Raw genomic sequence first — 21,694 nt, forward strand, 5'->3', positions numbered from 1 at the left:
TGCGCTGTTGTCGACGCCAAGCGTGCTGGAGCAGGCAACGATCAGGAGTGGGCGACGGTAGGCCAAGGCAAAAGCTGGCTGGGCGATGGCTTTCGCGATGGGAAAGGACGGTCTTGGACCGGTATCATCCCACCGGTGCCTGTTATCGATAGAGACTTTCCGCCTCATTCGAAACCGCAGCTTTCGCATAGCGCAACATCGGAAAGATCCGCAGAAACGCCCGAAACACAGCTCCCAAACCATCTCTTCCTTTGATTTGCTCAAGGATGTCGTCCCTGATAGCGAGCACATGACCGCTATCGACGACCGCTTTGAGGTAAAGGCGATAGTCTTCAAATTTGTTTTCCTTTGCCAATCGATAGCACCAGTAGGCCGCAGAAGGATTGAGAGTATATATCCTCTTGTACGCCAGAAATGCCTCTTTCAGGCTTCCTTCTCTGTGCAGGATACCTGCAATTTTGTACCCGGCCATCCGATGGCCTTCACTCTCCGCAATTGCGTAGTAGTGTTTCGCCAGTTCGAGATTTTTGTATTCGGTGTTGAGCGCATAGGAGACACCAAGACAGTAGGCGGCAATCGCTTTGCGTCCCTCTTCTGCTAAAATGGGGTGAAGAATTTCAACGGCTTGCTCGACAAGACCTTTTTTCAGATAGTCGTTCGCACGCTGCAAATCCTCATCCAAATCCATGGAAAACTCCTCTTCAATACTTATTTCTTCCGTAATCGCCTATTCTTAGCGGCGTTCGGCCTTGGAAGTCACGCGGCGATTTTCAATTTCTATGTGGAGTTGCTGACCCCTGTCACAAAGCGCGCTGCCGCACAGGCACAATCAGGAATGGGGAGGTCGGTGTTCAGCCCCCCAGCAAACTGGTCGTATGAAAGCTCAAAGCCCGGACGGTTGATACGGCGCTGCACGATCTAGTTGAAACGAGCCGCGAAACTCAAAATATGCCGCGCGCAGTCCGGGGCGTTCGCCTGCAACAAAAAGTGGGGGCCTTCAATCGCGATTATCGCGCCGGGGGCGCGGTCAAAATCAAGCGACATTCGTGATGGCACCAACCGATCGTTTGTCGCCAGGAGATAAATGAAAGGAACATCCAGTTGGTGCAGTTTCTCGAGGGTATCGACCTTCAGAACTTCCCTCAGCCGTCGCGCAATTGTCGCGGCCGGGACGAAGGTCATTGCCTGTCGGAACGTCGCTGTGAATTCCTTTCCGGACCATCTTCCCATCAGAAACGGCTGCGCCAACCACGTCAACGCCCGAGATTTGATGGGCATCCTTTCAACCGCGTAGGTCAGGAATGCAGGCAATGCCACGGGCGTTCTCGCAAACGTCGCAACAAATACCAATCCTTTCAAGCCGATTGGTTTTCTCGAGGCCAGCATGATTGCGAGTGGGCCGGAAAAGGACTCCGCAACGATGAGGAAGTCATCCTCGGGCAGAGTGTTTTCGACCCACGGCAGCAGGTCTTCATATCGGCTCAGGTCGGCCGGATAACGTACGATCGAGACCATATGTGCCGGGGAGAGCAGTTCTCCTGCCTCTGACAAGAGTTTGCCGGTTCCATCCAGTCCTGGCAGGATAACAATGTTCATTGCGGCTGAGGACCCCGGATCACTCCCTATGGCCAGCATCTACCATAAGATCAACCTGATCCCTATACCGGACGAAACAGCGACTTCTTGTCGCCGTACACCAATCACATCCGGCAAAGCGCATGCACAGTGCTGCGCCATCGCGCCGCGATAGCCGTGCGCACCACCCCACTCAAAACACGAAATCGCCCTTGTCGAGATCGGTGAGCTTGACGCCTGAAAGCGTGATCGTATCGCCATTGAGGCCATTGATCACCACATCGGCGCCGGACCTGCTCATGTGGTTGGCCCTGAGATCGTTCCAGGAGGTGACCGAGTTCAAGCCGGCGAGATTGATAATGTCATGGTCAGCGCCGACGGCGTCGAAGCCGATGATCTTGTCCTTGTCATCGCCGGTCCGGAAGGTGAATGTGTCGATGCCGCCAAGGCCCTTGAGCGTGTCATTGCCGCCCATGCCGAGAAAACGGTCGGCACCTTGCGTGCCCGTCAGCGTATTGTTGGCATTGGTGCCGTTAAAGACATCGACGACATCGGTGATGTTGAAGGTGACGTAATTCTCGCTCGCGTCGGTATCGACGCTGTCATAGGCAGTGCCGCCATCATCGACCACCTTGAAGCCGATCTTTGCCAGTCCGGTTCCGAACGCGTTGGCGGGCGGCGTATAGGTGAGGTTGCCGAGATCGGCGGCATCGATCATCTGGTCGGTCGTCACGGCAACGCCATTCAGCTTGAGAACGCCCTTGGTGGGCAGGCTGGAGATGATGACGCCCTTCATCGCATTGCCGTCATCGTCGGAGAAGCCGAAATAGTTGGCCGACAGTGTCTGGGGCACATCTTCCTTGATCTTCAGCGTCTTGTCGAAACCTTCCGGTGCCTCGTTGGTCAGGCCGAAGCGTCGGTGGACGATGGACGTACTCTCGGCGCCGAACTGCTGGTAGGCGCTCCAGGTGACAACCCATCCGCCATCTTCAAGGGCGGCGACATTCGGCTGAGACTTTTCCCCTGACGTTGTCGATGCAATCACGGTTTCATCGACGAGCACTGAACCATCTGAAGCAAAGACCTTCTGGTAGATCTCGTAGTCGCCGCCATGGTTGGAGGTCCATACCGCAACCCAGCCGCCGTTATCGAGCGCCGCGATCGATGTCTCGCTTTGCTGGCCACCGGTACTCGTGCTGATAAGCTGGTCCGTCTCGAACAAGGCTACGCCATCGGCATCAAAGACCTGCTGGTAGACGCCAAAGTCCGAATCCGCGGAGCCGGGCCCGTGCCACGAAACAACATAGCCGCCGCCTTTCAGGCCCGTGACATCGGAATTGCTCTGGACGCCGGTCGTGTAGACATTGACCTGCAAGTCGTCGGTAACCGCGTCGCCGTTTGCCTCAAAAACCCTTTGGCGAACCTCATAATGATCGTCGCTGCCCGGACCGTTGTAGTAAGAGTCCCACGTCACCACGAATCTGCCGCTGGCGAGAACGTCGATATTGGCGTTCGACGGCGAGATCGTCCTATCCTCGTTGGCAAGAAATTCGTTCGTGCTGCCGGCAAGCGTTATGGCGTCGCCATTCGCATCGAAGCCGCGCACAGCCAGCGCATAGCCTCCGCTCGGGCCAGCGCCCCAGCTGGTATAGGCTGCGAGCCAGCCGCCATTGGACGTGCCCACCATGGCCGGATAGTCCTGCGCGCTGGCGGTGGTGCTGTTGACCACGCTGCTGCTGCCGGTCACCGTTCCCTCGCTATCGAGCGATATCTGGTTGACGCCATAGTGATCGCCGTCACCGAGCCAGGTGGACCAACCGAGCTGGTATCCGCCACCGGAAACGGCGGCAATGGTGATCGGAAGACCAAAGGCATTGCCGCCAGCCGTCACAACCGCAACACCTTCACTATCCCCATAGGCGACACCGTTCTCGTCGTAGGCGCGGGTGTAGATTGTCCTACTCGAATGACTCCAGGCAAGCGCATAACCGCCATCGGCTAGCCCGATGACCTTTGGGCTTGAATTGTAGGATGTGTAGAGAGAGTTGTCATGAATTTCGTTGCCGACATAGAGCGTCATCTGCCCCTCCCAATCCGTGTTCAACCACGCGATTGTTCGGGACGATCCATGAAATGGACGCCAAACTGACCGCAAGAATTAGGTAAATACAATATTAAAAGATGTCAAATGTAGCCAAGTGCAAATATTTCCCGAGACCGGACAAATCACGTGATTTTCCGTCAAGAGCAGTTGTAATTTTATATTTGGCTCAATTTCTCGGAAGCGCGATCCAGATGCCGGAAAGAATGATGAGGGCAAGTGCCAGAAGCACGGCCCAGCCCGCCATTCCCTTCGGCAGAATATCGTTCAATCCCGCTACCCTATGGCATTCTTGATTGTGAAATTTGCAAAATTCACCGTCAAGACAGAAGGACTTGGATCATGACCGCTCCTGGCACAAAGCGGCTTCGTTGCGAAAGACGCATGCAATCTGCCGGGGATGGGCGAGCCAACGCGATAACGCTAATGCCCACCCCAACTCAAAGCACGAAATCGCCCTTGTCGAGATCGGTGAGCTTGACGCCTGAAAGCGTGATCGTATCGCCATTGAGGCCATTGATCACCACATCGGCGCCGGACCTGGTCATGTGGTTGTTCTTGAGGTCGTTCCAGGAGGTGACCGAGTTCAAGCCGGCGAGATTGATGATGTCATGGTCAGAGCCGACGGCGTCGAAGCCGATGATCCTGTCCTTGTCATCACCGGTCCGGAAGGTGAATGTGTCGATGCCGCCAAGGCCCTTGAGCGTGTCATTGCCGCCCATGCCGAGAAAACGGTCGGCACCTTGCGTGCCCGTCAGCGTATTGTTGCCATTGGTGCCGTTAAAGACATCGACGACATCGGTGATGTTGAAGGTGACGAAATTCTCGCTCGCATCGGTATCGACGCTGTCATAGGCAGTGCCGCCATCATCGACCACCTTGAAGCCGATCTTTGCCAGTCCGGTTCCGAACGCGTTGGCGGGCGGCGTATAGGTGAGGTTGCCGAGATCGGCGGCATCGATCATCTGGTCGGTCGTCACGGCAACGCCATTGAGCTTGAGGACGCCCTTGGTGGGCAGGCTGGAGATGATGACGCCCTTCATCGCATTGCCGTCATCGTCGGAGAAGCCGAAATAGTTGGCCGAGAGGGTCTGGGTCACATCTTCCTTGATCTTCAGTGTCTTGTCGAAACCGGAGGGGGCTTCATAGGTGAAACCATACTGGCGGTGAAAGATTGAGTTGGTTTCTCCCTCGACCTGTCCTTCGCCGCGCCAGGTCACGACCCAGCCGCCATCTTCGAGTGCAGCCACTGCGGCCTCGCGTTGTGTGCCAGTTGTGGAACTGACGAGCATTTCGTCTTCCAAAACTGTGCCATCGGCCGCGAAGACCTTCTGGAAAATGTCATAGGTTCCGTTGTGATTGGATTTCCAGACAACCACCCAGCCGCCATCGTTCAGCGCTGCCACCGAGGCTTCCCATTGCTCGCCCGTCACCGTCGAATTGACCAGAAGGTCGTGATCGAACAGCGCGGTGCCAGCGGCATTGTAGATTTGCTGGTAGACACCAGCACCCGAGCCATCCTGCCCGCCTTCGGACTGCCAGGTCACCACATAACCGCCACCGGAAAGGGCTGCGACATCCGAACCTGCCTGCCGGTTTTCGGTAGTGACATTGACGCGGAGTTCGTCGGTCAGCGGTGTTCCGTCGTCATTGTAGACGCGCTGGCAGACGGCATTGAGTTCACCCGGCCGCTGATCGTTGTATACCGCAGCCGTGGTCCATGTGACGACCCAGCCACCAGATTCGAGCACCGCAATATGCGCGTCGGACTCCCCGCCAAGGCCTGTCTGGTTGACAGGTGTGTCTTCACTGCTGCCGTTGAGCGTTCTTGCATTGCCATCCGCGTCGAATGCACGCCAGGTGATAGCATAACTGCCGTTGGCGCCATATCCCCAGCAAGTGTAGGCCGCGATCCACCCGCCGCCCGAAAATCCAGCCAGATCTGCATCGGTCTGTCCACCCGGCGCGTAGGAGTTGACGACGCTCAGCGAACCGGACAAATCTCCCTCGTCGGTCAACGACTGCTGGCGGACACCGTAATATTGGCCATCGCCACCCAGCGATGTCCAGGCCAGCTGGTAGCCGCCGTTCGACAGCGCCGTCACGCCACTGAGCATCTCATAGTAGTTGCCACCGTTGGTGACAACGATCGTCTCGTCTGTGCTGTTCGCTGTTCCGTCGGCGGCGAATGTGCGGGTGTAAATGGTTGAGTCATTTACGTTCCAGGTAAGCGCAAACCCGCCGCCCTTGAGCCCGACTACCAATGGGGTGAAATTCGTGAAAGTGCTGACAGTATTGTCTTGAGTTTCATTGCCGACGTAGAGCGCCATCTGCCCCTCCCAATCCGTGTTCAACCACGCGATTGTTCGGGGCGTTCCATGAAATGGGCGCCAAACTGACCGCTTTATTTTGGTAAATACATTATTAACATAAGTCAAACCAAGAGGACGCAAATATTGCCGGAGACCGGGCGATTTGCGCGACTTACTGCCAAGAGCAGTTGTAACTTTATATTTGGCTCAATTTCTTGGACGTGCAATCCAGATGCCGGAAAGAATGATCACGCCGCCGATCGCCTGCAGGAGTGAGATCGGTTCGTCGAGCAGGATCCAGGCGAGAATGGCAGCTCCCACCGCTTCGAGGAAGATGACGAGCGAGGAGAAGGTTGCCGGAAGCCGGCCGAGCGCCACCGAAAGAAGACCCTGGCCGCCGGCATGGCTGATAAGGGCAAGTGCCAGGAGCACGGCCCAGCCCGCCATTCCCTTCGGCAGGATATCGCCTTCCACCACAAGAGCGGCGGCTCCCAGAATGAGGATGGTGATGACGCTCATCTCGAAGGTCACGCGCGCAGCCCCCGTGTCGCGGCGAGCAGCCCCCACGGCGAGGAAATAGAGGCCGAAGAAGATACCGGTGCCAATGCCGAGCGCATCGCCAAGCGCCTGGGCCGGGTTGATCGACAGGCTCTGCGAGACGAGCGCGCCGCCGCCGATAAGGCAGAGGGCCAGACCGATCATGGTTGGACGGTTCACCCCGTGCCGAAACAGCAGCCAGCCGAAAATCACCACCCAGAGCGGCGCCATGGTGGCGAAGAAGGTGGCATTGGCAATTGTCGTCTTCATGATCGACAGATGCCAGAGCAAGAGATCGCCCGCGAAAGAAAGGCCCGAGAGGATGATCGGCAGTGACCAGCTCTTGCCCTTCGCCTTGCCGGGCTGGCTTTCCTCTGCCCGCATCCAGAGATAGAGAACCGGCATCGCCAGCGCCACGCGCCAGAAGGCGCTCGCCAAAGGTCCCACATCGGCAAACCGCACCAGGATCGGCGAAATGCTCATGGCCGCCGCCGCCCCCAGCATGGCGATGATGCCGAGCGTCATATCGGAAGCGGGCCGCGCGGATTGGGCTGCGGCCATCTTGTCTTGCGAAGGAGCGGTCATGGGAAGGGCGTCGTCTCTCAGCCGGGCGGCTTGGTTGGAAATGACGACGCATTACGCTGCGGGTCGGCACTAGGCAAGCGGGTGCCGGCGGAAATTCGCGTCCTCAGTGGGTCAGCGTCTTGCCGGCTCCGAACGTCTCGAACACCGAGACGAAGGATTGCGCGAAACTCTGCAAATGTTCCGGCTGCTCCTCGAAACGCGTAAGCGCTGTTTCGAGCCCGTCATCGCCCAGCGTCGCAAAGAGGATCAGCGGTTCGTGGCTGTTGGCGAGGGAAAACCGCATGGCGGCAATGCGACCCTTGGCGCCGGGTTTGCCATGTGGAAGTTCAAACAGAAATTCACCGCGCGCAGGGCGAATGGCAGCCTTGACGGCTTCAACGAAGATCGGATGGGTTTCGAGGCTCAGATCGAGCGCCAGCGCCAGTTCCGCAACATCCAGCACGTTCTCTGCGCCGGATTGGGCGGCGACCTTGGGTGTTGCCTCGGTTGGTGCCTTGGCGACGGCTTTGTCGATTTGCATTCTCAACACTCCATTGAGATCCTGATCTGATCGCCCCACCCATCCGTCAAAGTCCTGCATAAGCTGGGCGATTTTGAGGCGAGGGGAGCAACCGCGTTGACAAGGCCACCGGTTCCATGTTGCCTCCCGCCAATTAGGACAGGCATTGCGAGGCGAAGACGATGGCAGGGAACGGCAGGGGAAACGGCGGCAAGTTCATTCCCCAGAGCAAGGGGTCCCAGAACAGGGACATGCGGCCAGCGCCGGGTCCCGATCTTCGCGCGCTGCTCGAAAAAGCCGGCCAGATGCTCTCTCAGGGCCGAGGCGCCGAGGCGCTGCCGATTGCCGAAGAAGCCGCCCGGCTGGGCCGCACCAGCCCGGAAGCGGCCCACTTGCTCGGGGTCTGCCATCTGCAGGTCGGAAATATCGCCAAGGGCATCGAAGCCTTCAACCGGGCCGTCATGCTGGCGCCGACCAACGGCATGATCCTCAATCATCTCGGCGTGGCACTCTGCCAGTCCGGCCGGGCCGGCGAGGGCATATCGGCACTGGAAAAGGCCGTTCGTCTGGCACCCGGGTCCATCGAGGCGCGCAACAATCTCGCCCATGCCTATAACGAAGCCGGCCGTTTTGCCGACGCGCTGACCCTCTATGAAGCACTCGTCAGCGCCGCTCCGACCCTGCAGCCGGCCTGGCAGGGACTGGCATCGGCCTATTCCAAGACCGGACAGCCGGAGCGCGCGCTTGCGACCCTCGACGCTGCCCTCGGTTCGTTTCCCGATCACGCGGGTTTCGTGTCCAGCCGCGGCCGGGTGCTGCTCGATCTCAACCGGATAACCGAGGCGGAAGCGGAGTTTCGCCGTGCGCTTTCGCTCGACCCGCGCCAGGCCGATGCCGCCAACAATCTCGGCACCCTGCTCGAGGAGCGTAGGCAACTTGCGGAGGCAAGAGCGCTCTTCCAGCAGGCGACCGACGCGCGCCCCGATCATGGCGATGCCTGGTTCAATTACGGCAACAGCCTGGAAAAGTCCGGCGATCTTTTGAAAGCACGCCTGGCGTTTCGCCGTTCCGTCGCGCTGCGGCCGCAGAGTGCCCGGACGCTCGCCGCGCTGATTACATTGCGCCGGAAGCTTTGCGACTGGGCCGGCCTCGAAGCCGATCAGGCAAGGCTCGAAGCGATGATCGACGCGCCCGATTTCCCGAAGCGCCCGAATGATGCGCCGTCGCCCTTTTCGCTCCTCAGCATGACAGTCGATCCGGCACGGCAGTTGCGGGTTGCCAGAACCTATTCGGCCTCGATTGCGCAGAGAACGCTGAGATGGGCAAGTGCCCTTGGACCGTTCGATGCGGAGCGGCAGCCGATCGAAGGCCGCCGCCTGCGCATTGGCTATCTATCGCCGGACCTGCGCGAACATCCGATCGGGCAACTGATGGCCGGCGTCTTCGAGGCGCATGATCGCGAGCGGTTCGAGATTTCCGCATGGTCGACCGGACCCGACGATGCGAGTTCCTACCGCAGCCGCATCATCGATGCCGTCGAACGCTTTGAGGATGTGCGCACGCTCGATCTTGCCGAGACCGCCCGCCGCATGCGAGCGGCAAATCTCGACATCGTCATCGATCTCGCCGGTTACACGGCCCATGCCCGCAGCGAACTGCTGGCCGCGCGCGTTGCCCCCGTGCAGGTGAATTACCTCGGCTTCCCCGGCTCGATGGGGGCGGAATTCATGGACTGGATCATCGTTGACGATATCATCGCGCCAAAGGGCAGCGAGCCGCTGTTCTCGGAGAAGATCTATCGTCTGCCGGGCTGCTACCAGGCCAATGACGATCGCCAGACGATCGACGCCGATCCTGTGCGCCGCGCCGATTTCGGCCTGCCCGACGACGCCTTTGTTTTCTGCTGCTTCTCGATGAACTACAAGATCGATGCAGCACTCGTCGATGCCTGGAGCGCCATTCTTGCCCGCGTTCCGGGTTCGGTTCTCTGGCTCTTCCGCACCGATGCCGCCGCCGCCGAGAACATCGCCGATGCCTTCGTTCGCAACGGCATTGCACGCGAGCGGGTGATCTTCGCCGACCGGTTGGCAAAGCCGAAGCATCTCGCCCGCCATCGGCTGGCCGATCTCTTCCTCGACAGTTTCGCCTATGGCGCCCATACGACGGCCAGCGATGCGCTCTGGGCCGGCCTTCCGGTTCTCACGCTGAAAGGCGACACATTCGCGCGGCGCGTCGGCGCCTCCATCGTCACGGCCGCAGGCCTTGCCGATATGGTGACCGACAGTATGACGGACTATATCGATCGTGCCGTCGCGCTCGCCGGAGATCGTGAGGCCCTGTCCGCCATCCGAACCCGCCTGGTCGAGGGCCTGCCGAGCTGTGCGCTCTTCTCCACCGCTGCCATTGCGGCCAATCTCGAAGCGGCCTATGCAGGAATGGTCGCGGAGAGCCTGAATCGCTAAGCGCCGGAGAGCATGGCATGACAGTCCGTTACGAGCGTCCCGTCTCGCATGCCGCCTATCGCGGCCAGAAGATGGCGCTTCTATCCTTCTTCGTCGCGCTTCTCAGTTGGGGTGCGCACCGGTTCGGCTTTCTGTCCACGCCCTATTATATCGCCATCGCTGCCGTAGCCGCACTGCTGGCCTCTGTTGGCGCCTATCTCGCCCTTGTCGGCATTGCCGCGCTCTGGCGCCGTGGCGCGCGCGGCGGCATGGCCTCCATCAAGGCGCTCACGCTATCGCTCGTGGCGCTCGTGCCGGCGGCGGTCGCTGCGGGCCTGTTCCTCAAGCTGCCGCCGCTTTACGATGTGACGAGCGATATCGCCGATCCGCCGCAATGGCTGAAGCCCGTGAGCGCCGACCAGTCCTGGATGGGTGCGCGCCTGCCGGTGACCACGGCCGAACGCACCGCCCAGGCGAGCGCCTATCGCGATCTCACCGGTCGCCGCTATGATGGCGCGCTCGATCGCGTCTATACGGCGGCGCGCAAGGTGGCGATCGACAATGGCATGACGATCACCGAAGAGGCGGGCGCACCTGAATTGACCGCCGAACCTGAGCAACCCGCCGCCAAGCCGGATGACGGCGCCGTGCCCGATCTGATCGACAAGATCCCCATTCCGATGCCGCGTCCGGACGATGTCGGACCGGAGGTCAATGCGCTGCCGCCGGGGGATGCCTATATCCAGGGCGAGCGGCGGACGTTTCTGTTCGGTTTCCGGCAGGATATCGTCATCCGCCTGCGCGAGGAGGCCGAAACAACTTTGGTCGATATCCGGGTGGAGGCCCGTTACGGCCACCACGATCTCGGCACCGGTGCCGATTTCATCCGCGATTATCTGCGCGCGCTCGATGCCGAACTGCTCGGCATTGCCGGCGATTGACCGGGAGATCCCGGTTCGCTTTGTCAGCCTGGCAGGTAGAGGCTTGCTAACGCGGGCGGTCCGTCGCAGAGCACGGCACCGCGGCCCACGAGATCCTCAAGATGCGCGAGCACCGAAAGGGCGGCGGCGCCATGCAGGCGCGGATCGGTGTCGCGATAGATCACCTTCACTATGTCGGCAATGAAGCGGTCGCCCTTCTGGATCCGGTCGAGCACGGCGCGTTCGCGCATGCGGCGATGGGTGCGCAGGCCGCGGCAGAAGCTGCGCGGGTCCTCCACCGGCCCGCCATGGCCCGGCAGATAGAGCCGGTCGTCGCGTTCGAGCAGCATGTCGAGCGACGCCATGTAATCAGCCATGGCACCATCCGGCGGTGCGACGATCGAGGTAGCCCAGGCCATCACATGATCGGCGGAAAAGACGATATCCTGGCCGACCAGCGCAAAGGCGGCGTGGTTGGCGCAGTGGCCGGGCGTCAGCAATGTTTCGAGCACCCAGCCGTCGCCTTCGATCCGGTCGCCGTGTCCGAGTGCCAGATCGGGCACGAAATCGCTGTCGCCGCTTTCGGCAAAGGGGTTAACCTCGCCATTGTGCAGCGGCCGGGCAGACCGATGCGGCCCCTCGGCGACGATTGTCGCGCCAGTCAGTTCCTTCAGCCGGCGGGAAAGCGGGGAATGATCGCGGTGGGTGTGCGAGACGGCGATATGGGTCACCTCGCGGCCCTTGAGTGCCGTCATCAGTGCATCAAGATGGGCCTCGTTGTCGGGGCCGGGATCGATGACGCAGACGGACCGGTCACCGACGATATAGCTGTTGGTGCCATGGAAGGTGAAGGGCGAGGGGTTGTTGACGGTCACCCGTTCGACCCCCGGCGCCACCGGCACGGCGCGGCCATGGGCGGGATCGAAATCGCGCCGGAATTCCGGTTCTTCGCTCACTTGTATTCGATCTCGATGAAGCTCATCGGCGCATCGCCGCGATTGACGACATTGTGGGTGGCGCCGGCTTCGCGGCGATAGGCGGCACCCTTGGCGATATCGACCTCGCGGTTGCCCTGGTCTTCCTCGATCAGCATGGCGCAATCGGTCATCGGCACCACCACATAACCCATGCCATGAGTGTGCACACCGGTATCGGCACCGGGCGGAAAATCCCAGCGCGTGATGCGAACGACCGCATCATCGAGAAGGAGCGTTGGGGTGGCGGGTGGTCTGGCGGCAAATCCTGGCATGCTTTTCTCCCTTGTCATCAACTTCGTACCGCCCAAGAGCACGGCAGGCAAAGGAAAAACGATCGAGCCGGCAAAGACGGCGCGGACTGTTTGGCCCTGTGGAAAAAAATCCCTTGAGGCGATTGCAGCTTAGGCCCGGCTTTGCTAATCAGGCGCACGATTTGCTCCGGCCCTTGCGCCGATTGAGCTGTTGGGGCGTAGCCAAGCGGTAAGGCAGCGGTTTTTGGTACCGCCATCCCCTGGTTCGAATCCAGGCGCCCCAGCCATTGCTTTAAAATCAAATAAAACAGACTTGTTACGCGGGATTGATTTCCTGGCGATGGCTATTCTTGGCGGAATCGTTGAGAGGCGCTTTGAAGCTTTGCTTCAGGTCAGGCTTTAACGCGCTCAATGAGACAGGCGAGAGGTGAACAACTCCGAACAGCCTGACACACCGATAGAAAACGAGCGCAATCAGGCAAGTCGTTTGGTGCTGCGTGCGGCGAGGCGACGACGCCATTCGACGGCAAGCGCGCCGGCTAAGGTGGCGGCGATCAGGATGACTGCCAGCGCATTGATGGTCGGCGTAATCCCGCTGCGCACCTTCGAGAACACATAGACCGTCAATGTGTCATAGGGCCCGCGGGTGAAAAGCGTGACGTTGAAATTCTCGATCGACTGGAAAAAGGCGATGACCGCGCCGGCACCGAGTGCCGGATAGAGATGCGGCAACAGCACCCGGCGCAGCACCATCGCGTGGCTGGCGCCGAGATCGAGGGCGGCCTCTTCGAGTGATCGGTCAAAACTCTGCAACCGCGCCAGCACAAGCAGCATCACGAAGGCGGCGATATAGGACACCTGGCCAAACACCGACAGATGCAGACCGGGTGGGACCGACAGCCGGTTCCAGAACAGAAGCGTCGAAATGCCGATTACGGCGCCGGGTGTCAGGATCGGTGCCACCATCAACCCGTAAAGTGCCGAGCGCAGGGTCCCGCCGATGCTGTTGACCAGGATCGCCGCTGCGGTGCCGATCGGCACCGAAATGGCGACGACGGCAAGCGCGACCAGCAGCGTATTCTTGAATGCGTTCAGAAGCCGCGTGTCTTGCCAGAGTTCGACGAACCAGTGGGAGGTAAAGCCTGCCCAGGGAAACACGGAGGGAAACCGGGTGTCATTGAAGGCAGCGCCACCCATTACCACCAGCGGCAACAGAAGATAGGCGAGGAAGACCCCCAGATAGAGACGGAAGAGCCAGTCGGAACGATGTTTCATGGCCGCCTCACTTCGCGATATCGGAGAGTTTGACGCGGAAAAGCCGCATGACGAGGGTGACGAACAGAGTGCAGAGAATGAGCAGCAGGAAGGCGTAGGCCGCACCTGTGTTCCAGTCGAGTGACTCGAACATCCATTGCTGGATGATCTCGGTGAACCAGCGCGAGTTGGTCGAGGCGAGCAGGGTCGGCACCAGAATGGAGCCGGCACAGAGCATGAAGACCATCACCGAGCCCGAGGCAATGCCGGGTTTGGCATGCGGCAGGATCACGCGCCAATGAATGCGCCAGCCCGGCGCGCCGAGATCTTCCGCAGCCTCGATCTGGCTGCTGTCGAGCGACTGGATCGAATTGTAGATCGGAAACAGCATGAAGAGAACGTAGGTATAGACAAGGCCGATCATGACCGAGCGGAAGCCGGTCATCCAGCGGATCGGTTTTTCGATCAGGTCGAGGCTGAGGAGCGTGAAGTTGAGCGGACCCTTGAGCGACAGGATGATGAACCAGGCAAAGGAGCGCATGATTTCGCTGACCCAGAGCGGAATCGTCAGCAGCAGGAAAATCGTCGGCACGCTGCGCGGCGAAGCTCTTTTCGACAGGTAAAAGGCGAGGGGATAGGCAATCGCAAAACAGATGGCGGTGGTGAAGGAGGAATAGAGGACCGTCCAGAGGAACACCGAAATATGGATCGGGCTCTCAAAGAAGGTCATGTAGTTCTTGAGCGTGTAGATATCCTTCGGGCCACCGATCTCCTGCACCGGCAGATAGGGTCGGAAGGAATTCTCGAACAGATAGAGATTGGGAAAGATCACCAGCACCAGAAGCCAGAACAGCACCAATGCGCACATCAGGAAGGTCAGGCCGGCGCCATAGCGGGCGAGGAGATCCTTCATGAGGCCACCGCGCTGGTTTTTGCCTCGTCAACGAGAATGAAGGCCTTGTCGAGATCGAAATTCGCAAACAGTCTGGCGCCTTTCTCCGGCACGGCATCGGCGCCATCGTTGCGGATTTCCGACACAAGGATGTGACCGGTCGCATCGACCGTGCGAACCGAGATGAAATTGCCTTCAAACGCGATATCGGTCACTTCCACCGGAATTGAGTTATGATCTTTTGATATCGCTTCCAGCCTCAGATTTTCGGGCCGGACATAGAGCTTTGAATCCGCGCTGACCTCGGATCCGAGCCGGGCCCGGAACGTGCCGACTGCGGTCGAGAATTCGCCAACGCCATCTCCGCTCGCAACTGTCTTGCCGAGCAGAATGTTGCTTTCGCCGACAAAGGAAGCGACGAAACCGTTCGCCGGATGATTGTAGATCTCCCGAGGCGGCGCCACCTGCTGCAATTTGCCATGCGACATCACCGCAATGCGGTCGGACATGGCGAGCGCTTCGCCCTGGTCGTGGGTAATGTAGATGAAGGTGACGTTGGTGCGCTTCTGGATCGCGCGCAGTTCGGCGCGCATATGCTGGCGCAGCTTGAGATCGAGCGCCGACAGCGGTTCGTCAAGCAGCATGACCGAGGGTTCGACGGCAAGCGCGCGGGCAATCGCCACGCGCTGCTTCTGCCCGCCGGACAGGCTGCTCACCGCCTTGTCGGCAGCGCCAGGAAGGTCCACCAGCGCCAGAAGTTCCTCGGCACGCTTACGGCGTGTTGCCTTGTCGACGCCGCGCGCTTCCAATCCGAAGGCAATGTTTTCCCAGACGGGCATCAGGGGAAAGAGCGCAAGATTCTGGAAAATGAGTGCGGTCGGCCGCTGGTTCGGCCGCTGGTCGCGCATGTCCTTGCCGCCGATCGCGATCGTGCCCGAGGTTGGAGAAATGAAACCCGAGACCATTCGCAATATGGTGGTCTTGCCGCATCCGGAAGGGCCGAGGAAGGAAAAGAACTCGCCCGCCCCAATCGACAGGGAGACATTGTCGACGGCGCGGAAACTGCCGAAATCCGCACAAACATTCTGAAGTTCGATACTGGCACTCATGCAAGAAACTCGTCTGCTTGTCGCCCATCGGAGCCCATGCGGGCCGGTGATGCCGGCGGCCGGTCCGGCCACCAGCTTGCCGGACGCGGAAGGCGTCCGGCGCGATGGGGGCGTGGCTCAGGCTGCCTTGTACTTGTCGGCATATTCGCCGCGCTTGGAGAGGAACCATGCTGCCTGATCGGGCCACCAGTAGAGCTTGGAGAGTGCGTCGCCCGGGAAGCTGGCCTTGTAGAAGTCCGAGACAGCCTTATCCATGAGATCGATGCCGCCCTTGCCGACCGGGTTGGACGAGAAGGCGGTCGCCCAGAGAGCCGATCCTTCTGCGGTCGAAACCCACTTGGCAAATTCGTGCGCCTGCTCGATGTTCTTGGCGCTCTTCATCAGCACGAGACCCTGGTTCCAGGCAAAAGCGCCTTCCTTCGGCGCGATATAGCCGTAGCCTTCCTTCACCAGGTTGAAGCCGGTGGAATCCCAGCAAAGGCCGAGCACCGCCCCATTGGTGCGGAAGGCGGCCTGGGCTTCGTTCTCGCCGCTCCAGAACTGCACGACATTGCCCTTCGCCTTGATGGCTTCGGCAAGTGCGATGTCCCACAGTTCGACCATGGTCTTCTCGTCCTTGTAGCCGTCGATCCACGGCTTCGGCAGCTTGCCCTGGCTGTCGAGCCAGCGGCCCATGGCCGCGATTGCCGAATGGCCGCGCACGGTTACCTGGTTGCCGGCACTGAAGAGGTCGCCCAGGCTTGCGGTTCCGTATTCGCCCTTGTAGCTTTCCTTGCTGTAGACGAGTGCTTCGGTACCCCAGACGGAGGGAACGAACAGCTTTGCTCCGTCGATGGTGGCGCGCTCGCCGGCAGAGCCGTCGGCCAGGCCCGGCGCATAGTTGTCGAGCGCCAGCTTGCCGACATCCCAGCCCTGCAGCAACCCGTTGGAAGCCCATGCCGACACGCGGTCGAGCGTCGGCTCGATCACGTCTGTGGTTCCGGTCTCGAGCGAAATTTTCGCCTGCGCGAACATCGTGTCCTGATCGGGCTGCTCGGTGAAATTCACCTTGATGCCGGTGGCCTTTTCAAAGGCCGGGAACACCTTCTCGGCCATGCCGGGATAGCCGGCCCAGCCGGTGAAGTTCACTTCGCCGGAGGAGGCCAGCGCGGAGGATGAAATGATCCCGGGCGCGGCCAGAACGGCGGCACCGGCGGCAGTGGACTTGAGAAGGCTGCGTCTCGACAGAGGCGCCTTGAAAATAGTCATCGTCATGCTCCCAGTTCGTTGGTCGGGGTTGGTCTTTCGTACGTGAGGCCTTGTTGCCGGCCTCTACGACGCGGTTTTCCGTGCCCTGCATTCGGCAAGGACACAAAGCAGCTCAAAAAGGACATTGGCGCCGAGATAAGCGGTGGCACCGGTCGGATCGAAAGGCGGCGACACTTCCATGAGATCGGCGCCGACGATATCGAGGCCACGCAGCCCACGCACCACCTGAAGGGCCTGGTAGCTGTTGGGGCCGCCGACTTCCGGCGTGCCGGTTCCCGGTGCGAAAGCCGGATCGATGAAATCGATATCGTAGCTGACATAGGTCTCGCCGGTTCCGGCGATCGACCGTGCCTCGGCCATCACATCTTCCACCCCGCGTGCATGGAATTCGTCGATCGGGATGACCCGGATGCCAACCGCAGTCGCGAAATCGCGATCCTCGAAATCATAGGCCGAACCTCGGATGCCGATCATGCAGACGCGGGCCGGATCGAGAAGACCTTCTTCCACCGCGCGGCGGAACGGCGTGCCGTGCGTGAAGAGAAAGCCGCCGAAATAGGACTTGTAGAGATCGGTATGGCTGTCGAAATGGACCATGCCGAGGGGCCTGTGACGGGCCAGCGCCCGCAGGATCGGCAGTGTGCAGAGATGATCGCCGCCCGCACTCAAGGGCGTGATGCCCCTGTCGCGAACCTGATCGTAAAAAGCGGTGATGCGGGCGAGGGTATCGGCGACATCGGCGGGATTGGGGCCAACATCGCCAAGATCGGCGCAGCGTGCCAGATCATAGGGAACGATGCGGGTTACGGCATTTTCGAACCGGATCATGCTCGATTGATCGCGCAACTGGCGTGGCGCATGGCGCGGGCCGGGCCGGTTGGTGGTGCCGCCATCCCATGGAACGCCGATAAGGCCGATGTCGACATCGACAAGTCTGGGATCGTCAAGCCCGATATGGGGCAGGCGCATGAAGGTGGCGATACCGGCAAAACGCGGAAGATCAAGACCAGAAACTGGGCGAAAACTCTTAAGATCCATTTATTCCCCTTGTGGCTTTGGCGCCACTTTTCTGAAGTGAGGCTAGCATGATGGCAAAGTCTGACAACGGACTATTTTCGTGGATGCTTGCCTCATCGGAAGTGTCCGGAAAGAAATTCAATATTACTTTTGCGAATGACTATTTTTTCATCATTATCCCGATCTGAAAATCGGCAGACTGATCTTCAATTGATCAGAATTGATGTCGAAAAGAGCGGTCCGTTCCTCGCAAGAGGAGGCGCGGGCCAAGAATTTCCTGATTTTCCAGAGATTTTCCGACATCCGGAAGCATGGCGGCGGTCAAAACCGGGCTGGCACCATCAGAGTCTGATTCTGGACCTGTCGACCCGGAGCGGCCAAAGTTATGTCTTGGTGACTGAGACGGGTTGCGACATCGTCCCCGGCAGTGACAGGAGACGGGGATGGACGCATTCGTCATCGGCGGGGTCACGATCGTTGCGGCGATGTTCCGTGGCGTCACAGGGTTCGGCTATGCGCTGGTCGCCGCACTCGGGCTTGCAAGCCTCTTCTCGCCCACCGGCATGGTGCCGTTCATTCTCGTTAATGACATCATGCTGACAGCCTTCACCATCGTCGACCGGGGGCGCAGTCCCATCAACTGGCCGGTGACGCGGATCCTGATCATCTCCGGCCTTGTCGGCGCGCTGTGCGGCAGCCTGCTCATTTCCCATCTCGATGGCGATGTGGCGCGCATCCTGGTCTCGGCGACCATCATGCTGGCGGCCTGCACGGCGCTTGTCCGGCAGCCGCCGGGCTGGCTGGCGCATCGGGTCCTTGGCGTGATGATCGGTTTTCTCACCGGCGGACTTCTGTCGGCCTTTGCCGTCGGAGGGCCGCTGATCGCGGCCTGGCTGCTGGCAGGCGGCGTTCGCCGCGAGGAGGTTCGTGGCACGCTCGCCGTCTTCTTTGGCCTCATCGACATCTTCACCCTCGGCAGCCGCGCCTATATGGGCGCAGTGGATGCCGAACTGTTGCGGTTGCTGGCGATCTATTGCCCGATGACGCTGGCGGGCTTTGCGATCGGCTATTTTCTGTCGCACCGCCTGCCGCCCGCTGTCTGGGACCGGGTTGCATCGATCGGGCTTGTCCTGATCGCGGCGATCGGCTTCATCCAGACCATCGTCGCGATCGCGACCGCCTGACCGATTTCAAATTTTTTGGACCACGAAAGGACAGTTTATGCCGAAGACCGCTCTCATCACCGGTGCCACATCGGGCTTCGGCAAGGCAACCGCCGAACGGTTCGTGCGGGAAGGCTGGAACGTCGTTCTGACCGGCCGCCGCCGGGACCGGCTCGAGCGGTTGGCAAGCGACCTGGGCGGACCGGAACGGGCGTTAGCGCTCTGCTTCGATATTCGCGACCGGGCCGAAACAGCCGCTGCGATTGCCGGACTGACCGGCTCCTTTGCCGAAATCGATGTTCTCGTCAACAATGCCGGACTGGCGCTCGGCACCGGCCCGGCCCAGGACTGCGATCTCGACGAGTGGAAGACGATGATCGATACCAATATCACCGGGCTCGTAACCATCACCCGGCTGATGCTCGACGGCCTGATCGCCCGTCGCGGCCTGGTGGTGAACCTCGCCTCCATTGCATCGAGCTGGCCCTATCCCGGCGGCAATGTCTATGGCGGTACCAAGGCTTTCGTACGCCAGTTTTCGCTCGGGCTGCGCAGCGACCTGTCGAGCAAGGGCGTGCGCGTGACCTCGATCGAACCCGGCCTGTCGGAAAGCGAATTTTCACTGGTACGGACCGGTGGCGACCAGGCCGCCTATGATCGGATCTATGCCGGCGCCAATCCGCTGCAGCCCGAAGATATCGCCGAAACGATCTATTGGGTTGCTTCACTGCCACCCCATGTCAACATCAACAGTCTCGAAGTGATGCCGGTCAGCCAGTCCTGGGCACCGTTCCAGATCCATCGAGCATGAGGCAACACACGTTAATTCCGATGAGGCCGCCTGTAGTCGAGTGACCGCAGCGCAACGTGACTAGACGAACGTGCTACTGGAGATGGGTGAGTTTTTCGGGATTTCTGACCATGTAAAAGGTCGCAATCGCGCCAGTTTCATCCAGGTCGAAGCTGAAAGACATGTCGAGCCTGCCGTCGAGCATGAGTAGCATTCCCGGTCCGCCATTGATCACCGCAGGCCGCAAATCCACTGCCTGATTGCTGCCTGCAACCTTGCGCCCGAGACCGACCAACAACTGCGTGACATGGTCCGCGCCCCGCACGATGTTGCGCGCCGCAAGCACTTTGCCGCCGCCATCGGATATGCATTCAGCATCCTTGGCCAGCAGGGCTCGAAGATGCGAGTGGTCGCTCGTTTCCATGGCAGTCTGGAAGGCGTCCAGAAAGGTCTGAAGTCGTGCAGCATCTGGCAGGAAGCGCCTCCGGCCGGCCTGAACACGCTCGCGGGCACGCTGTGCGAGTTTGCGACAGGCCTGTGGAGTCTTGTCGAGAGCCTTGGCAATATCCACGAATGGCATATCGAATAGGTCGTGCAAGAAGAACGCCGCCCGTTCTTCCGGCGTCAGCGTTTCGAGCGATCGCATGACCGCAAAGGAGATGTCGAGAGCGGCTTCCTCGCCGGGACTGAACGGGTCAACCAGCGGCTCAGGCAGCCAGGGTCCCCAATATTCCTCGCGATTGTAGGCGGCCGATTTCAGGCGGTCGAGGCATAGCCGTGTAACGATGGTCGACAGGAAGGCTGGCGGCGACCGCACGTCCTTAGCCTCAGTAAAGCGCAACCAGGCATCCTGCACCACGTCCTCGGCATCCGTCACGGAGCCGAGATAGCGGTAGGCGAGCCGGATGAGCCGTGGCCTCTGGGCAACAAAGGTTTCAATTTGCGTCTTGTCGATCATGGGGCCTCGAGCGCCATCAAGACCGGCAGGCAGGTGGTCGCGTGACCAAGCCCGCGCTTGTAAAGCGGATAGAACATGCCGGCGACAACCGCGATGGACAGGCCGTTGAGTCCTGCCATGCCGAACCTCTCCCGGACCTCTTGAATCGAAGCGAGATATTCGGGCCGGTTGGCCACAACCGCATCCGCATAGACTATGGCCAATTGCAGGTCGGGGTCGACGACATTGCCCTTCAAGATTGCGGCGATCGTATTTTTGGTCATGCCATCTTCCTCGGCCATCTTCACTGCTAGGGCAAGACAGGGGCCACAATCAGCAGCGAGTGTAGCGCGGAGCCTGGCTGCGTGCCAGACCGCGGCTGGCAGGGTACCCGCGTGGCCGAGAAAACTTCGCGCAAGGGCCAATTTTAAAATGGCGCCGGCATCGACTTCGAGCACCTCATGCATGTAGCCGGTGTCATAGTCATACCTGTTTGAAAATGCGCGCAGATTGCGTCCAACAAGCCACTTTATCATTGCGATTTCTCTTTCATGTCGAGAGCCAGTATCAGTATCGGAAGCAGACCCGGGATGACCACGAGCAGCATGTCGCGCAGGATGGAATCTGGATGGTGAGCGAATTCCGACAGGTGGAGGGTGGCATGACCACCCAGGAACAGAGCAGCCGGGGCCAATGCGGCTCTGCGCGCCGGCGCCTGCAGCACGGCCGCCATGCCCAGACCAAGAGCGGACGCAAGAAATGCGATGCCGATATCAGCGATGAAATGGTAGTTAAACGGCCCGGTATCGCTTGCGCCCGGCACGAGCCTGTACCAGAGATCGGGAGCCAATAGCATCGCGGTACCGTTTAAAGCGTTGAAAGCCGCAAGCGCAATCAAGATGGGTTTCATGTTCGTACCTCCTGACATGAGGACGAGCGGGCGGCGCCTTTGTGACAGGCAGGGACGATTTTTTTTGAAGATTGGCCGAAAGGCGAGCGCATGAAAGAGCGCGCGCGGAAGGTTGGATGCGCGGAAGGTCGGATGCGCAAAGACATTGAAGCAGGGCAGGGCTCTGACGGAAGAAA

The 21,694-nt window shown here is 60.1% G+C and carries 20 protein-coding genes and 1 tRNA gene; 5 read left to right on the forward strand and 16 right to left on the reverse strand.

Annotated elements, in window-relative coordinates:
- Nucleotides 1-142: 142 nt before the first annotated feature.
- From Q4481_RS02720 to Q4481_RS02745, 6 genes are all read right to left on the reverse strand, one after another.
- On the reverse strand, nt 143-688 hold the full coding sequence (locus Q4481_RS02720) for a tetratricopeptide repeat protein (protein WP_304374721.1): 546 nt from the start codon (nt 686-688) through the stop codon (nt 143-145).
- A 230-nt stretch (nt 689-918) separates the two neighbouring features.
- A complete protein-coding gene (locus tag Q4481_RS02725; RefSeq protein WP_304374722.1) occupies nt 919-1,596 on the reverse strand; it encodes an alpha/beta fold hydrolase in 678 nt (225 codons plus the stop codon).
- A gap of 172 nt (nt 1,597-1,768) precedes the next feature.
- On the reverse strand, nt 1,769-3,655 hold the full coding sequence (locus Q4481_RS02730; protein WP_304374723.1) for a calcium-binding protein: 1,887 nt from the start codon (nt 3,653-3,655) through the stop codon (nt 1,769-1,771).
- Between the two features lie 461 nt (nt 3,656-4,116).
- On the reverse strand, nt 4,117-6,006 hold the full coding sequence (locus Q4481_RS02735) for a calcium-binding protein (protein ID WP_304374724.1): 1,890 nt from the start codon (nt 6,004-6,006) through the stop codon (nt 4,117-4,119).
- A gap of 189 nt (nt 6,007-6,195) precedes the next feature.
- Nucleotides 6,196-7,086: a DMT family transporter gene (locus Q4481_RS02740; protein WP_304374725.1), complete on the reverse strand. Its 891-nt coding sequence runs from the start codon at nt 7,084-7,086 to the stop codon at nt 6,196-6,198.
- Between the two features lie 127 nt (nt 7,087-7,213).
- On the reverse strand, nt 7,214-7,630 hold the full coding sequence (locus Q4481_RS02745; RefSeq protein ID WP_304374726.1) for a hypothetical protein: 417 nt from the start codon (nt 7,628-7,630) through the stop codon (nt 7,214-7,216).
- A gap of 161 nt (nt 7,631-7,791) precedes the next feature.
- Between Q4481_RS02745 and Q4481_RS02750 the strand changes: the two genes are divergently transcribed.
- Entirely contained in the window at nt 7,792-10,071 is a 2,280-nt protein-coding gene (locus Q4481_RS02750; RefSeq protein WP_304374727.1) for a tetratricopeptide repeat protein, read from the forward strand.
- A 17-nt stretch (nt 10,072-10,088) separates the two neighbouring features.
- Nucleotides 10,089-10,991 carry a DUF1499 domain-containing protein gene (locus tag Q4481_RS02755; RefSeq protein WP_304374728.1) on the forward strand — a complete coding sequence of 301 codons (903 nt, stop codon included), beginning with the start codon at nt 10,089-10,091 and terminating at the stop codon, nt 10,989-10,991.
- Nucleotides 10,992-11,014: 23 nt separating this feature from the next.
- Here Q4481_RS02755 and Q4481_RS02760 read toward each other — a convergent pair whose 3' ends face one another.
- Complete coding sequence (locus Q4481_RS02760) at nt 11,015-11,926, reverse strand: MBL fold metallo-hydrolase (RefSeq protein ID WP_304374729.1); 912 nt, start codon at nt 11,924-11,926, stop codon at nt 11,015-11,017.
- Complete coding sequence (locus tag Q4481_RS02765; RefSeq protein ID WP_304374730.1) at nt 11,923-12,219, reverse strand: cupin domain-containing protein; 297 nt, start codon at nt 12,217-12,219, stop codon at nt 11,923-11,925. Before Q4481_RS02765 ends, Q4481_RS02760 begins: the two co-directional genes overlap by 4 nt.
- A 191-nt stretch (nt 12,220-12,410) precedes the next feature.
- Here Q4481_RS02765 and Q4481_RS02770 point away from each other — a divergent pair.
- Nucleotides 12,411-12,485, forward strand: a tRNA-Gln gene (locus Q4481_RS02770).
- Nucleotides 12,486-12,672: 187 nt separating this feature from the next.
- Here the strand turns inward: Q4481_RS02770 and Q4481_RS02775 are convergent.
- The 5 genes from Q4481_RS02775 to Q4481_RS02795 all read right to left on the reverse strand — a co-directional run bounded on the left by Q4481_RS02775 (nt 12,673) and on the right by Q4481_RS02795 (nt 17,739).
- Nucleotides 12,673-13,473: an ABC transporter permease gene (locus tag Q4481_RS02775; RefSeq protein ID WP_304374731.1), complete on the reverse strand. Its 801-nt coding sequence runs from the start codon at nt 13,471-13,473 to the stop codon at nt 12,673-12,675.
- A gap of 7 nt (nt 13,474-13,480) precedes the next feature.
- Complete coding sequence (locus Q4481_RS02780; RefSeq protein ID WP_304374732.1) at nt 13,481-14,365, reverse strand: ABC transporter permease; 885 nt, start codon at nt 14,363-14,365, stop codon at nt 13,481-13,483.
- The gene (locus Q4481_RS02785) at nt 14,362-15,453 is read right to left on the reverse strand and encodes an ABC transporter ATP-binding protein (protein ID WP_304374733.1); all 1,092 of its coding nucleotides are present in this window, start codon (nt 15,451-15,453) and stop codon (nt 14,362-14,364) included. The genes Q4481_RS02780 and Q4481_RS02785 overlap by 4 nt, the downstream gene beginning before the upstream one ends.
- A gap of 117 nt (nt 15,454-15,570) precedes the next feature.
- Nucleotides 15,571-16,701 carry an extracellular solute-binding protein gene (locus tag Q4481_RS02790; RefSeq protein ID WP_304374734.1) on the reverse strand — a complete coding sequence of 377 codons (1,131 nt, stop codon included), beginning with the start codon at nt 16,699-16,701 and terminating at the stop codon, nt 15,571-15,573.
- Between the two features lie 63 nt (nt 16,702-16,764).
- Nucleotides 16,765-17,739, reverse strand: coding sequence for an agmatinase (locus Q4481_RS02795; protein WP_304374735.1), 975 nt, complete (start codon nt 17,737-17,739; stop codon nt 16,765-16,767).
- Nucleotides 17,740-18,161: 422 nt separating this feature from the next.
- On the opposite strand from Q4481_RS02795, the gene Q4481_RS02800 reads away from it, so the two are divergent.
- Together Q4481_RS02800 and Q4481_RS02805 are read left to right on the forward strand one after the other, a co-directional pair.
- Nucleotides 18,162-18,902 carry a sulfite exporter TauE/SafE family protein gene (locus Q4481_RS02800; RefSeq protein WP_304374736.1) on the forward strand — a complete coding sequence of 247 codons (741 nt, stop codon included), beginning with the start codon at nt 18,162-18,164 and terminating at the stop codon, nt 18,900-18,902.
- A 37-nt stretch (nt 18,903-18,939) separates the two neighbouring features.
- Nucleotides 18,940-19,692: an SDR family oxidoreductase gene (locus Q4481_RS02805; protein WP_304374737.1), complete on the forward strand. Its 753-nt coding sequence runs from the start codon at nt 18,940-18,942 to the stop codon at nt 19,690-19,692.
- Between the two features lie 73 nt (nt 19,693-19,765).
- Here Q4481_RS02805 and sigJ read toward each other — a convergent pair whose 3' ends face one another.
- The 3 genes from sigJ to Q4481_RS02820 are packed head-to-tail and all read right to left on the reverse strand — an operon-like array spanning nt 19,766 to nt 21,518.
- Complete coding sequence (gene sigJ / locus Q4481_RS02810) at nt 19,766-20,629, reverse strand: RNA polymerase sigma factor SigJ (protein WP_304374738.1); 864 nt, start codon at nt 20,627-20,629, stop codon at nt 19,766-19,768.
- Nucleotides 20,626-21,144, reverse strand: a complete 519-nt coding sequence (locus Q4481_RS02815) for a carboxymuconolactone decarboxylase family protein (protein ID WP_304374739.1) — start codon at nt 21,142-21,144, stop codon at nt 20,626-20,628. The genes sigJ and Q4481_RS02815 overlap by 4 nt, the downstream gene beginning before the upstream one ends.
- Nucleotides 21,141-21,518, reverse strand: a complete 378-nt coding sequence (locus Q4481_RS02820) for a hypothetical protein (RefSeq protein ID WP_304374740.1) — start codon at nt 21,516-21,518, stop codon at nt 21,141-21,143. The genes Q4481_RS02815 and Q4481_RS02820 overlap by 4 nt, the downstream gene beginning before the upstream one ends.
- Nucleotides 21,519-21,694 lie beyond the last annotated feature (176 nt).

The organism is Fluviirhizobium alvei (genome assembly GCF_030551875.1).
GTDB lineage: Bacteria > Pseudomonadota > Alphaproteobacteria > Rhizobiales > Rhizobiaceae > Rhizobium_E > Rhizobium_E alvei.

What these genes read in the sequence shown, in the direction of transcription:
- Q4481_RS02790 (WP_304374734.1), bottom strand. Translation starts at nt 16,701, where the DNA reads ATGACTATTTTCAAGGCGCCTCTGTCGAGACGCAGCCTTCTCAAGTCC.
- Q4481_RS02720 (WP_304374721.1), bottom strand. Translation starts at nt 688, where the DNA reads ATGGATTTGGATGAGGATTTGCAGCGTGCGAACGACTATCTGAAAAAA.
- Q4481_RS02800 (WP_304374736.1), top strand. Translation starts at nt 18,162, where the DNA reads ATGGACGCATTCGTCATCGGCGGGGTCACGATCGTTGCGGCGATGTTC.
- Q4481_RS02765 (WP_304374730.1), bottom strand. Translation starts at nt 12,219, where the DNA reads ATGCCAGGATTTGCCGCCAGACCACCCGCCACCCCAACGCTCCTTCTC.
- sigJ (WP_304374738.1), bottom strand. Translation starts at nt 20,629, where the DNA reads ATGATCGACAAGACGCAAATTGAAACCTTTGTTGCCCAGAGGCCACGG.
- Q4481_RS02740 (WP_304374725.1), bottom strand. Translation starts at nt 7,086, where the DNA reads ATGGCCGCAGCCCAATCCGCGCGGCCCGCTTCCGATATGACGCTCGGC.
- Q4481_RS02755 (WP_304374728.1), top strand. Translation starts at nt 10,089, where the DNA reads ATGACAGTCCGTTACGAGCGTCCCGTCTCGCATGCCGCCTATCGCGGC.
- Q4481_RS02820 (WP_304374740.1), bottom strand. Translation starts at nt 21,518, where the DNA reads ATGAAACCCATCTTGATTGCGCTTGCGGCTTTCAACGCTTTAAACGGT.
- Q4481_RS02725 (WP_304374722.1), bottom strand. Translation starts at nt 1,596, where the DNA reads ATGAACATTGTTATCCTGCCAGGACTGGATGGAACCGGCAAACTCTTG.
- Q4481_RS02735 (WP_304374724.1), bottom strand. Translation starts at nt 6,006, where the DNA reads ATGGCGCTCTACGTCGGCAATGAAACTCAAGACAATACTGTCAGCACT.
- Q4481_RS02745 (WP_304374726.1), bottom strand. Translation starts at nt 7,630, where the DNA reads ATGCAAATCGACAAAGCCGTCGCCAAGGCACCAACCGAGGCAACACCC.
- Q4481_RS02780 (WP_304374732.1), bottom strand. Translation starts at nt 14,365, where the DNA reads ATGAAGGATCTCCTCGCCCGCTATGGCGCCGGCCTGACCTTCCTGATG.
- Q4481_RS02775 (WP_304374731.1), bottom strand. Translation starts at nt 13,473, where the DNA reads ATGAAACATCGTTCCGACTGGCTCTTCCGTCTCTATCTGGGGGTCTTC.
- Q4481_RS02805 (WP_304374737.1), top strand. Translation starts at nt 18,940, where the DNA reads ATGCCGAAGACCGCTCTCATCACCGGTGCCACATCGGGCTTCGGCAAG.
- Q4481_RS02785 (WP_304374733.1), bottom strand. Translation starts at nt 15,453, where the DNA reads ATGAGTGCCAGTATCGAACTTCAGAATGTTTGTGCGGATTTCGGCAGT.
- Q4481_RS02750 (WP_304374727.1), top strand. Translation starts at nt 7,792, where the DNA reads ATGGCAGGGAACGGCAGGGGAAACGGCGGCAAGTTCATTCCCCAGAGC.
- Q4481_RS02730 (WP_304374723.1), bottom strand. Translation starts at nt 3,655, where the DNA reads ATGACGCTCTATGTCGGCAACGAAATTCATGACAACTCTCTCTACACA.
- Q4481_RS02795 (WP_304374735.1), bottom strand. Translation starts at nt 17,739, where the DNA reads ATGGATCTTAAGAGTTTTCGCCCAGTTTCTGGTCTTGATCTTCCGCGT.
- Q4481_RS02815 (WP_304374739.1), bottom strand. Translation starts at nt 21,144, where the DNA reads ATGATAAAGTGGCTTGTTGGACGCAATCTGCGCGCATTTTCAAACAGG.